Origin of the sequence: Dactylosporangium sp. CA-052675 (genome assembly GCF_050947935.1) — a bacterium.
In the GTDB taxonomy this organism is placed as follows: domain Bacteria; phylum Actinomycetota; class Actinomycetes; order Mycobacteriales; family Micromonosporaceae; genus Dactylosporangium.
Genome location: NZ_CP192010.1, coordinates 6,753,601 through 6,765,171, shown reverse-complemented (window position 1 = coordinate 6,765,171; position 11,571 = coordinate 6,753,601). Strand labels below are relative to the sequence as shown.

12 protein-coding genes are annotated in these 11,571 nt (G+C 73.6%); 5 read left to right on the top strand and 7 right to left on the bottom strand.

What is annotated here, in order from left to right:
- Window positions 1-6 precede the first annotated feature (6 nt).
- Window positions 7-1,140, top strand: coding sequence for a sensor histidine kinase (locus ACQP1P_RS30105; protein WP_433075830.1), 1,134 nt, complete (start codon window positions 7-9; stop codon window positions 1,138-1,140).
- A gap of 147 nt (window positions 1,141-1,287) precedes the next feature.
- On the opposite strand, the gene ACQP1P_RS30100 is transcribed toward ACQP1P_RS30105, so the two are convergent.
- Entirely contained in the window at window positions 1,288-2,619 is a 1,332-nt protein-coding gene (locus tag ACQP1P_RS30100) for an MFS transporter (protein ID WP_433075828.1), read from the bottom strand.
- Window positions 2,620-2,643: 24 nt separating this feature from the next.
- Between ACQP1P_RS30100 and ACQP1P_RS30095 the strand changes: the two genes are divergently transcribed.
- Window positions 2,644-3,141, top strand: coding sequence for an ArsR/SmtB family transcription factor (locus ACQP1P_RS30095; protein ID WP_433075826.1), 498 nt, complete (start codon window positions 2,644-2,646; stop codon window positions 3,139-3,141).
- A 7-nt stretch (window positions 3,142-3,148) separates the two neighbouring features.
- Here the strand turns inward: ACQP1P_RS30095 and ACQP1P_RS30090 are convergent, their stop codons facing one another.
- The 4 genes from ACQP1P_RS30090 to ACQP1P_RS30075 are packed head-to-tail and all read right to left on the bottom strand — an operon-like array spanning window position 3,149 to window position 5,216.
- Window positions 3,149-3,793 (bottom strand): DUF998 domain-containing protein, encoded by a 645-nt coding sequence (locus ACQP1P_RS30090; protein ID WP_433075824.1) that lies wholly within the window; start codon window positions 3,791-3,793, stop codon window positions 3,149-3,151.
- 40 nt (window positions 3,794-3,833) lie between these two features.
- The gene (locus ACQP1P_RS30085; RefSeq protein ID WP_433075822.1) at window positions 3,834-4,355 is read right to left on the bottom strand and encodes a GNAT family N-acetyltransferase; all 522 of its coding nucleotides are present in this window, start codon (window positions 4,353-4,355) and stop codon (window positions 3,834-3,836) included.
- Window positions 4,356-4,366: 11 nt separating this feature from the next.
- Complete coding sequence (locus tag ACQP1P_RS30080; protein ID WP_433075820.1) at window positions 4,367-4,777, bottom strand: VOC family protein; 411 nt, start codon at window positions 4,775-4,777, stop codon at window positions 4,367-4,369.
- 10 nt (window positions 4,778-4,787) lie between these two features.
- Complete coding sequence (locus tag ACQP1P_RS30075; protein ID WP_433075818.1) at window positions 4,788-5,216, bottom strand: helix-turn-helix transcriptional regulator; 429 nt, start codon at window positions 5,214-5,216, stop codon at window positions 4,788-4,790.
- Between the two features lie 56 nt (window positions 5,217-5,272).
- Between ACQP1P_RS30075 and ACQP1P_RS30070 the strand changes: the two genes are divergently transcribed.
- Window positions 5,273-6,172, top strand: a complete 900-nt coding sequence (locus tag ACQP1P_RS30070; RefSeq protein ID WP_433075816.1) for a polysaccharide deacetylase family protein — start codon at window positions 5,273-5,275, stop codon at window positions 6,170-6,172.
- Window positions 6,173-6,508: 336 nt separating this feature from the next.
- Here ACQP1P_RS30070 and ACQP1P_RS30065 read toward each other — a convergent pair whose 3' ends face one another.
- Window positions 6,509-6,868, bottom strand: a complete 360-nt coding sequence (locus ACQP1P_RS30065; protein ID WP_433075814.1) for a DUF4180 domain-containing protein — start codon at window positions 6,866-6,868, stop codon at window positions 6,509-6,511.
- 10 nt (window positions 6,869-6,878) lie between these two features.
- Window positions 6,879-7,379 carry a metallophosphoesterase family protein gene (locus tag ACQP1P_RS30060; protein ID WP_433075812.1) on the bottom strand — a complete coding sequence of 167 codons (501 nt, stop codon included), beginning with the start codon at window positions 7,377-7,379 and terminating at the stop codon, window positions 6,879-6,881.
- Between the two features lie 216 nt (window positions 7,380-7,595).
- On the opposite strand from ACQP1P_RS30060, the gene fdh reads away from it, so the two are divergent.
- Together fdh and ACQP1P_RS30050 are read left to right on the top strand one after the other, a co-directional pair.
- A complete protein-coding gene (gene fdh, locus ACQP1P_RS30055; RefSeq protein ID WP_433075810.1) occupies window positions 7,596-10,781 on the top strand; it encodes a formate dehydrogenase in 3,186 nt (1,061 codons plus the stop codon).
- Between the two features lie 23 nt (window positions 10,782-10,804).
- Entirely contained in the window at window positions 10,805-11,569 is a 765-nt protein-coding gene (locus tag ACQP1P_RS30050) for a 4Fe-4S dicluster domain-containing protein (RefSeq protein ID WP_433090163.1), read from the top strand.
- The last annotated feature ends 2 nt before the right edge of the window (window positions 11,570-11,571 follow it).

Below are 11,571 nucleotides of genomic sequence, written 5' to 3'. Positions count from 1 at the left end.
TTCGCCATGCCCAACGCTCAGCCCGCCCGCGGTCCCGGCGCCGGAAGGTTCTTCTGGCTCTGGGCCGCGGTCTGGCTGTTCTACATGATCGGCCCGATCCTCGACGGCTGGCACCGCCCCGAGATCTGGCAGCGGGCCGTCAGCCTGGCCGCCGCCCTGGGCTTCTGCGCCGTGTACCTCAGCGGCTTCTTCTCGGTGCGCCGGCGCTACCGGGTCACCGGCCACCCGCCCGCGCCGGCCGAGGGCGTCGTGCGCGTCGGCGCCATGGTCGTGCTCGCCGCGATCCTGACCGTGCTCGTCGGCGAGTCCGGGCTGACGTCGCTGGTGTACATCGCCGTGACCGGCGTCTTCGCGTTCCCGCCCCGCGGCGCGTGGAGCGTCGTGTTCGGCTCGGCGCTGGTCGCCGGGGTCCTGCCGCGGATCGTGCCCGGCTGGGACGGCACCATCGACCTGGTCTTCGCGGTCATGGTCGCGGCCCTGGCCGTGTGGGGCGTGACCCGCGTCGTGCAGCGCAACGGCCAGCTCGCCGAGGCCCGCGAGGAGATCACCCGCCTGGCGATCGCGGCCGAGCGCAACCGCTTCGCCCGCGACATGCACGACCTGCTCGGCCACTCGCTCACCGTCGTATCCGTCAAGAGCGAGCTGGCGGCCCGCCTGGTGCAGCTCGCCCCCGAGCGCGCCGAGGCCGAGCTCACCGACATCCAGCGGCTCGTGCGGGAGGCCCTCGCGGACGTGCGGGCGGCCGTCGCCGGCTACCGCGAGATGTCCCTGGCCACGGAGCTCGCCTCGGCCCGCAGCGCCCTGGACGCGGCCGGCATCGAGGCCGACGTGCCGGTGACCGGGGAGGCGGTCGACCCGCAGCGGCAGGAGCTGTTCGCGTGGGTGGTCCGCGAGGGCGTCACCAACGTCGTGCGGCACAGCGACGCCAAGCACTGCTGGATCCGCCTCGGCCGCACCGCCGTCGAGATCGGCGACGACGGCCGCGGCCCGCAGGGCCCCCTCGACGAGCCCGAGCCGGAGGAGGGCCGCGGCGGCCACGGACTCGGCGGCCTGCGGGAACGGCTCGAGGCCGCGGGGTGCGTGCTGAGCATCGGCCGCCGCGACGGCGGCGGGTTCCTGCTGCGCGCCTCGGTCGCGTGACCGCCCGCGGCCGCCGGGGACATCGCCCCGGCAGCCGCCGCGATCGACCGGCGTCCCGCGTCACGGCGCCGCGCGGGCGCCCCGGGCCGTGAGGCCGCTGCCGGGGACATCGCCCCGGCGGCCGCCGCGATCGCCCGGCGTCCCGCGTCACGGCGCAGCGCGGGCGCCCCGGACCGTGAAGGCCGCCGCCGCGGCCAGGACCGCGGCGGCCACGGTCTGCACGCGGTAGTCCAGGATCGCGACCGCCGCGCCGCCGAGCAGCACCGCCGGGCCCGTCGGCACGAACATGACCGAGTTCGCGGTCGCCGCCGCCCGGCCCAGCGCGTGCGCCGGCACCAGCCGCTGGACGGCGGTGATCGCGGCGATCAGCGGGGCGGGCAGGCCGAGGCCCACGAGCACGCAGCCGGCGAGCACCACCCCCGTCCACGGCGTCGCGCGCAGCAGGGCGCCCGCGGCGAACAGGGCCAGGCCCAGCGCCGAGTAGCCGCGCTCGCCCACGCGGCGCATCAACGTGCCCGCGAGCAGGCCGCCCGCGACCGAGCCGAGGCCCTGCGCCGGGGTCAGCACGCCCGCGAAGGCCGGCGGCCGGTGGAGGGCGGCGAGCAGCGCGTACGTGGCGCTGCTCGACAGGCTCGAGGCCACCATCGCGGCCGCGCCCGCCAGGATCAGGCCGCGCAGCTCCCGCTCGCGCAGCACCCGCACCCGATCGACCGTCACGGCGGGCAGGGCGGGATCGGGCGGTGCGCCGGGATTGGGCGGTGCGGCGGGATCGGGCGGTGCGGCGGGATCGGGCGGTGCGGCGGGATCGGGCGGTGCGGCGGGATCGGGCGGTGTGGCGGGATCGGGCGGTGTGGCGGGATTGGGCGGTGCGGCGGGATTTGGCGGTGCGGCGGCGACGGGTGCCTGCGCAGGTCCGGGGGAGGGGCGCAGGCGGGCGAAGGCCAGGGCCGCGGCGACGAAGGTCGCGGCGTTGAGCAGCGCCACCGACGGGCCGCCGAGCCAGGCGAACAGGGCCGCCCCGGCCGCCGGGGCGAACAGCTTCATGCCCTCCGTCACCGTGCGGGTCAGGCCGTTGAAGTCGCCGCGCAGCCCGGCCGGGACCACCGACGGCAGCAGCGCGGCCTCGGCCGCCTCGATCAGCACCGCCCCCGCCCCGACCAGGGTCAGGGCGGCGAACACCAGCCAGACGTGCCCGGTGGCGACCACGGCCATCACCGCGCCCAGCGCCAGGTTCACCGCGACGAGCAGCCGCCGCCGGTCCACGCGGTCCGCCACCCCGCCCAGCACCGGGCCGAGCAGCAGCGCCAGCCACAGGCCCGCGTTCACGACGCCGGCCAGGGCGTCCGAGCCCGTTGTCGTCTTCACCCACACGCCCGCGGCCAGCGACATCGCCGAGTCGCCGAAGCCGGAGACGAGCACGCCGCCGAGGTACAGCCGCGCGTTGCGGTCACCGAGGACCCGAGCCGTCGCCCACCCCATACCCCCAAGCATATAATTGGAGGTATGGCCGACGATGTCCTGCGCGCGCTCGCGCACCCGCTGCGGCTGCGGATGCTCAACCTGATGTGGCCGGGGCCGCTGTCCGCCGCCGAGCTGGCCCGGGAGCTGGCGATCTCGCACGCCCTGGCCAGCCAGCACCTGCGCCGCCTCGCCAACGCCGGGCTCGTGGAGCTGGCCGAGGAGCGCACCCTGCGGGGCGGGCACGAGCGGCGCTACCGCACCGTCCATGGGTCGCCGCTGTCCGACCAGCGCGAGGGGACCGCGTTCCTGGCCGAGACCCTCGCCCACGGGCTGCGCGAACGGGCCGGCCGGCGCGACCCGCGGCACCCGGGCGTGACCACCGACGGCGAGCTGTGGGTGGCGCCGGAGGCCTGGGAACGGTACCGGACCGGCATCCAGCAGCTCGGCGACGCCCTGCACGAGGCCGCCCGGCCGGCGCGCAGCCCCGGCACCGTGCCCGTCGCCGTGACCGTCCACGCGTTCCGCACGACCGGGCCGTGAACGGGCGCTACTCGCCGGGCAGCATCCGGTACAGCCGGATCGACACGACCGCGAGCCACGCGAAGATGACCGCGACCCCGGCGACGAAGCCGAGCGTGAAGCCCGGGGCACTGTTGCCCGAGGCGATGCCGGCGAACGCGAGCAGGAACACGGTCCCGGACACGCGGGAGTAGCGGGCCAGGCCCCGCGACTGGTGCCGGGCCAGCACCCAGGCGGCCGCGACCACGGACAGGAAGCCGATCGATCCCGCCACGAGGTGCGCGACACCGTGCCAGCTGACCGTGCCCGGGCCGTCCGGCGTACCGGCGGGGAAGCCCAGCGCCGGGTCCGCCCGCAGGCCCCCGGCGGCCACCAGGCTCGCGCCGAACACGCCGACGAGCCGGCCCGCCCAGCGCCCGCGGGGCACGGCCCGGGCGATGCCGGCCGCCGCCGCCAGCACCATGAGGCCGGTCACGACGAAGTTCGCGATCTGCAGCCAGCCGAGGGAACCGTTGCTGAGCAGGCTCCACGGGTGCCGGGTGAGGTCGAAGCCGTCGCGGGTCAGGGCCTGGGCGAGGCTCACCCCGATGTAGCACGGCCCGGCGAGCACGCCGTAGCCGAGCAGGGAGCGGGTGATGCGGTTGGCGCGGATCTCGTCCGGAACAGTCGTCATGCCCTCTGCTCGAACGGGCCCGGCCCGATCCGACATCCGCTCACCAGCAATCTCCGGACCGCCAGTCACAGGCCAGCACGCCGCCGCCCGGGAGGCCGCCGACGGGCAGGACGTAGGTGCTGTCGTCGTCGTCCGGCGTCGCCACCAGCCCCTCGGGCGTCAGCACCGCCGTCGTACCGCTCCAGCGCTGCCAGCCGCGCCGCACATACAGCCCGGCGGCGCGCTGCGAGGCGGACAGGGCGCCGAGATCGTAGGCGGCGCGCACGATGCGCTCGGCCTCGTCCAGCACCGCCGCGGCGAACCCGAGCCGCTGATGGTCCGGGTGCACCGCGACGGCCTCGACGTACCCGCACCGCAGCGGCACCCCGTCCACCAGCAGCGAGCGCTGCACGACCGCGGCGTGCGCGACGATCCGGCCACCCGCCTCGCCCAGCACGTGCAGGCCGCCGAGCGCGTGCGCCCAGTCGGTGTCGGCGAACCCGTCGCCGAACGCGGCGTCGAGCAGCGTGCGCAACTGGGCTCGCTCGCCCGCGGTCAGGTCGGCGGTGTGCACGGTCCTCATCGGGTCCGACCCTAGCCGTACATCTTCGGCTCCACCATCACCAGCCAGTTCCCGCTGTCGTCGCGGAAGACGGCCTCGACACCGTAGGGGCGGTCCTCCGGCTCCTGCACGAACTCGACGCCCTTGGCCTTGAGCTCGGCCGCGGTCTTGCGGCAGTCGTCGACCCGCAGGCCGAGCCCGCCCATGCCGCCCTTCTCCAGCTGGCGGCGCACGAACGCGGCCGCCTCGTCGTCCAGCGGCGGGCCGGGCACCATGAGGGTGATCTCGGGCTCGGGGTGCTCCGGGTGCTTCACGGTGCACCAGCGGAACTCACCCATGGTGACGTCCATGCTCGCCTCGAAGCCGAGCACGTTGACGTAGAAGTCGCGGGCGCGGTCCTGGTCGAGGCAGTAGACGGTGACGAGGGAGATGTTCGTAATCATGCCCGGGACGCTACCGATCGTGACCGGCGTCGCCTTCTCGAAAATTGCGGACCACGCCCGCCATGAACAGCCAGCACCCGGGCACGTGGGGGGCGCCGGCCTTCGCCCAGCGCGCGCGGTACACCGTCGGGCTCTCCCCGACCAGGCGCGTGAACTTCGCCGAGAACGAGCCCAGGCTGGTGAACCCGACCGCCATGCAGACCTCGGTCACGGTCAGGTTCGCGCCGCGCAGCAGGTCCTGGGCGCGCTCGATGCGCCGGCGGGTGAGATAGCGCATCGGCGTCTCGCCATAGGTGCTCTCGAAGCAGCGGATGAAGTGGTACTTCGAGACGCCGGCGACCGCCGCGACCCCGTCGAGGTCCAGCGGCTCGCGGTAGCCGCGGTCGATGTGGTCGCGCGCACGGCGCAGGTGAGGCAGGAGTCCGACCGGCACCGTCACCGCCTCACGGTACGCGGGGGATGCGGGATCTGTCCGTGGTCCGCTAGCGTGACCAGGTGCCCGGCAACCAGAAGTCTCGATACGTCCTCCCGGCCGCGATCGTGGCGGTGCTGCTCGGAGTGCTGGTCGGGGCCGTGGCGTGCGGCCGGCCCGAGCCGTCGCGCACCGCGCAGCCGGGCTCGCCCGCCAGCGCGTCGCCGGCGCTGTCGCTCGCCCCGGAGCCGCCGGTCGTGCCGACCTCGGCCGCGGCGTCGCCCGCGCCGGCGACCGCGAAGCCGGCGCCGAGCCGGACGGCTCGGACGGCCGAGGGCGGGTTCGTCGTCCGCCCGCCCGGCACCGGGCACGGCCCGGCCTCGTCCGCGTCGCGGACCGGCGGCACCGAGGTCGCGCTGACCTTCGACGACGGCCCCGACCCGGTCAACACCCCCGCGATCCTGCAGGTGCTGCGCGACAACGGCGTGAAGGCGACGTTCTGCATGGTCGGCTTCCGGGTGCGCGACCATCCCGAGCTGGTGCGCCAGATCTACGCCGACGGGCACACGCTGTGCAACCACTCCTGGCAGCACCTGACGGACCTGGCCAAGCGCGACCCGTCGTACATCGACTGGGACCTGCGCAAGACGAACGACGCGATCCACGCCGCGGTGGGGGCGGACGCGCCGATCAGGTACTTCCGCGCGCCCGGGGGCAACTTCACGCCCGCGCTGGTGGCGAAGGCGAAGGCGCTCGGCATGTCCTCGATCTACTGGGACGTGGACCCGCAGGACTGGAACCACAAGCCGGACAAGAACGACCAGGCGCACATCGATCGCGTGGTCGCGCAGATCAAGGGGCATGTGCGGCAGGGGTCGATCATTTTGTCGCACGACAACGCGCAGCCGGACACCATCGTGGCGTACCGCCAGCTCATCCCCTGGATGAAACGCTACTTCACCCTGACGCGCCTGCCGGTCTGACCGCCGTCGCGGGCCTGCGCGTCGTTCCGGCCCCGCTGGGTAAGGTCGACTGACGGCGCGGCTGGCGCGGGAATTGCGGCTTTGGTACCAGTGCGCGTGGTTTGGCCAATTTTCTGGGCTTTTGCGACGATTTGTGCGCTTTGGGCATTTGTTCTGGCGCGATTGCGGCGCTTCTGGCTGGCCACGCGCCCGGCGAACGGCAAACCGGGGCCGTGCGTGGCGGGTCGCTGCCCGCGCGGACGGCGAACGGCGTCCACCGGGCGGGCTGAGGCGCGGCTGCATGGGCCTGAAGCCCGGCTGCGCGGCCGGGTGGGCGGCTGCGTGGGCAGGGTGCGGCTACGCGAGCCTGGCTTCGAGCGCGGCCCGGTCGGGCAGGAACCAGGCGTCCCGCCCCCGGTTGGACTCCCGGATCAGATCCCGCAGCGCCCCACTCGTCCCGACGTGCGTGGGCACGTCCCCGATCACGGCCAGCCGGACCCGGTAGTTGACCAGCTTCTGCAGGATCTCGCCCGCCACCCCCGTGCGCAGCACGAAGAAGTCGTCGGCCAGCCGGCCCACGGGCATCACGACCAGCTCGGCCCCGTGGCCGAGGGCGTCGCCGACGAGGTCGCCGGCCCCGCGCTCGGCGCCGTAGCGGGGCCCCTCCGAGGCCAGGACGAGCGCGTTGACGCCGTTGATCCTCTCCACGTGGTCCACGCTCGCCACGCTACCCGCGCGGGAGCCGATGTAGCAGCACGTCGCGCACCTCACCCCCGGTCAGGGTCGCCGTCATGTACGTGCAGTGCGGCTGCCGCCGCCGGTCGGTCGGGGAGCCGGGGTTGAGCAGCCGCAGCCCGCCGGGCGCCACGGTGTCCCAGGGGATGTGGGAGTGGCCGAAGACGAGCAGGTCGCGGCCCGGGTACCGCGCGGCGCACCGCTGCTCCCGGCCCGCCGCGGGGCCGGTCTCGTGCACGACCGCCAGGCGCACGCCGTCCAGCTCGGCCTCGGCCACCTCGGGCAGGCGGGCGCGCAGGGCCGGGCCGTCGTTGTTGCCGTAAACGCCGATCAGCCGCGCCGCGCGGGACTCCAGGGTGTCGAGCAGCGTGGCGTCGACCCAGTCGCCCGCGTGGATCACGAGGTCGGCGGCCTGCACCGCGGACCAGACCTCGCCCGGCAGGTCGCGGGCGCGGTTCGGGACGTGGGTGTCGGCTAGCAGCAGCACTTGCATGGCTCGCGTCGTGCCTGGGCTTTCTGGAGATGCGGCAGGGGACCTCGGCGGTGGCGTTCCGGCTTTCTCACCGTACACGACGCATTCAAATTGATCTCGTCGTCGGTGACGGTGTGCCATCGGCCCGATTACTTGCCGTCAGTCCTCAGCCTCTCCGTCATGTTACCCCGGCCGGGCGCGCGCGTGCCGGCCGTGATTGGCATACAGTCGAGAGTCATGGAGTGGCTGCGGAGATGGCCGGTGTACCGGCAGCTCACCGGCCCCGATCCCACGGGCCGGGGCGAGGCCGTGCGCTCGCGCCGCACCGAGGCCATCTCCGCCCGCACCACCCAGGCCGACTCCGTCGCCAAGTCCGTCTGCCCCTACTGCGCCGTCGGCTGCGGCCAGCGCGTCTTCGTCAAGGACGGCAAGGTCACCCAGATCGAGGGCGATCCCGACAGCCCGATCTCGCGCGGCCGGCTGTGCCCCAAGGGCTCGGCCAGCAAGAGCCTCGTCACCAGCCCGCTGCGGATGACGAAGGTGAAGTACCGCCGGCCCTACGGCACCGCCTGGGAGGAGCTCGACCTCGCCGACGCGCTCGAGATGATCGCCGACCGGGTCGTCGCCGCGCGCGCGGAGACCTGGCAGGACCGCGACGAGCACGGGCGCCCGCTCAACCGGACGCTCGGCATCGCCAGCCTCGGCGGCGCGACCCTGGACAACGAAGAGAACTACCTGATCAAGAAGCTGTTCACGGCGATCGGCGCGTTGCAGATCGAGAACCAGGCGCGCATTTGACACTCCGCCACCGTCCCCGGTCTGGGGACCAGCTTCGGTCGCGGCGGCGCCACGGGATTCCAGCAGGACCTGGCCAACGCTGACTGCATCGTGATCCAGGGCTCGAACATGGCCGAGGCCCACCCGGTCGGCTTCCAGTGGGTGATGGAGGCCAAGGCCCGCGGGGCGAAGGTCATCCACATCGACCCCCGGTTCACGCGCACCAGCGCCGTCGCCGACATGTTCGTGCCGATCCGGGCCGGGTCGGACATCGCGCTGCTCGGTGGTGTCGTCAACTACATCCTGAGCAACGAGCTGGACTTCCGGGAGTACGTCGTCGCGTACACCAACGCGGCCACGATCGTGCGCGAGGAGTTCCGCGACACCGAGGACCTCGACGGGCTGTTCTCCGGCTTCGACGAGGCGACGCAGGCGTACGACCCGTCGTCGTGGCAGTACGAGGGGCATCAGGAGCACGAGCCGGAGCACGGCCACGCGACCCGGGAGACCGCGGGCGGGCTCCAGCACGAGTCCCACGGCGCCCCGGTGCCGGCCGAGACGCAGCGGGACGAGACGCTGCAGCACCCCCGGTGCGTGTACCAGATCCTGAAGCGGCACTTCGCGCGGTACACCCCGGAGGTCGTCGAGCAGGTGTGCGGCGTCGCGCCCGAGGACTTCGCGGAGATCTGCGAGGCTTGGACGCGCAACTCCGGCCGGGAGCGCACGACCGCGCTGGTGTACTCGGTCGGCTGGACGCAGCACTCGGTCGGGGTGCAGTACATCCGCACGGGCGCGATCATCCAGCTCCTGCTCGGCAACATGGGCCGGCCCGGCGGCGGCATCATGGCGCTGCGCGGACACGCCAGCATCCAGGGCTCCACCGACATCCCGACGCTGTTCAACCTGCTGCCGGGCTACCTGCCGATGCCGTCGGCGGGCAAGCACGACACGTTCGGCGACTGGGTCGACGCGATCCGCCACCCGGGGCAGAAGGGCTTCTGGGGCAACGCGCGCGCGTTCGCGGTGAGCCTGCTCAAGGCGTACTTCGGTGACGCCGCCACGGAGGCCAACGACTACGGGTTCGGGTACCTGCCGCGGATGACCGGCGACCACGGCACCTACCAGCAGGTGCTGTCGATGCTCGACGGCAAGGTCAAGGGGTACTTCCTGCTCGGCCAGAACCCGGCGGTCGGCTCGGCCCACGGGCGCGCCCAGCGGCTCGGCATGGCGCAGCTGGACTGGCTGGTGGTGCGCGACCTGTACGAGATCGAGAGCGCCACGTTCTGGCGTGACGCGCCCGAGATCGAGACCGGCGAGATCGTCACCGAGGAGTGCAAGACCGAGGTGTTCCTGCTCCCCGCCGCCTCCCACGTGGAGAAGGAGGGCACGTTCACCCAGACCCAGCGGCTGCTGCAGTGGCGGCAGAAGGCCGTCGACCCGCCGGGCGACTGCCGCTCCGAGCTGTGGTTCTTCTACCACCTCGGCCGCCTGGTCAAGGAGCGCCTGCGACTGTCCACACTGGAGCGCGACCGGGCGGTGCGCGACCTCGCGTGGGACTACCCGACGCACGGGGTGCACGACGAGCCTTCGGCGGAGGCGGTACTGCGCGAGATCAACGGCTACCGCGTCGCCGACGGCGCGGCGGTGTCGGGCTTCGACGAGCTCAAGGACGACGGCTCGACGGCCTGCGGCTGCTGGATCTACTCCGGCGTCTACGCGGGCGGGGTCAACGCCGCGGCCCGGCGCACGCCCGCGTCCGGCGACGACCCGCTCGGCCTCGAATGGGGCTGGGCGTGGCCGATGAACCGCCGGATGCTCTACAACCGCGCGTCCGCCGATCCGCAGGGCCGGCCGTGGAGCGAGCGCAAGGCCTACATCCGCTGGGACGAGGCCAAGGGCGAGTGGACCGGCCCGGACGTGCCCGACTTCGAGAAGACCAAGCCGCCGTGGTACCGCCCGGAGCACGGTGCGGCCGGCCCCGCCGCGATCGCCGGCGACGACCCGTTCGTCATGCAGGGCGACGGGAAGGGCTGGCTGTACGTGCCCAGCGGCCTCGTCGACGGGCCGCTGCCCACGCACTACGAGCCGGCCGAGTCGCCGGTCGCCAACCCGCTGTACGGCCAGCAGGCGAACCCGACCCGCAAGCGGTACCAGCGCTCCGAGAACCCGATGAACCCGGTCCGCAGCGACGTCTTCCCGTTCGTGTTCACCACGAGCCGGCTCACCGAGCACCACACCGCCGGCGGGATGAGCCGCACCCTCGACTACCTCGCCGAGCTGCAGCCGGCGATGTTCGTCGAGGTGTCGCCCGCGCTCGCGGCCGAGCGGGGGCTCGAGCACCTCGGCTGGGCGCACGTCGTCACCAGCCGCTCGGCGATCGAGGCGCGGGTCATGGTGACCCCGCGGATGCGTCCGCTGCGCATCGACGGGCGGCCGGTGCATCAGATCTGGCTGCCGTACCACTGGGGAAACTCCGGCCTCACGACCGGTGACTCCGCGAACGATCTCGTCGGCATCGTGCTCGACCCGAACGTGCTCATCCAGGAGACCAAGGTCGGCACCTGCGACGTGCGGCCCGGGCGCCGTCCGCGCGGCGCCGCGCTGCGGGCCCTCGTCGACGACTACAACCGGAGGGCGGGCCTGTGAGCATCGGCCGGACGCCGCAGCGGATGGGCTTCTTCACCGACACCAGCGTCTGCATCGGCTGCAAGGCGTGCGAGGTCGCGTGCAAGGAGTGGAACGACGTCCCGGCCGACGGCCTGGACCTGCTCGGCATGTCGTTCGACAACACCGGCCGGCTCGACGCGAACTCCTGGCGGCACGTCGCCTTCATCGAACAGCCCGCGCCGCCGGCACCGGGCTCGGACGGCTCCGGCGACATGCGCTGGCTCATGATGTCCGACGTGTGCAAGCACTGCACGCACGCGGCCTGCCTCGACGTGTGCCCGACCGGGGCGCTCATGCACACCGAGTTCGAGACGGTGATCGTGCAGTCCGACATCTGCAACGGCTGCGGATACTGTGTGACCGCCTGCCCGTACGGTGTCATCGACCGCCGCGAGGGCGACGGGCGCGCCTGGAAGTGCACGCTGTGCTACGACCGCATCGGCGACGGGCTGATGCCGGCCTGCGCGACGGCCTGCCCGACGGAGTCGATCCAGTACGGTCCGCTCGACGAGCTCCGCGAGCGCGCCGAGGCCCGGCTCGAGCAGCTGGACCGGCCGGAGGCGCGGCTCTACGGGCACGACCCCGGCGACGGGGTGGGCGGGCAGGGGGCGTTCTTCCTGCTGCTGGACGAGCCGGAGGTGTACGGGTTGCCGCCCGCGCCGGTCGCCACGACGCGTAACCTGCCGGGCATGTGGAAGCGGGCGGGATGGGCCGCACTGACCATGGCCGCGGCGGTGGCCGTGTCCTTCCTGGGCCGGCGCCCATGACC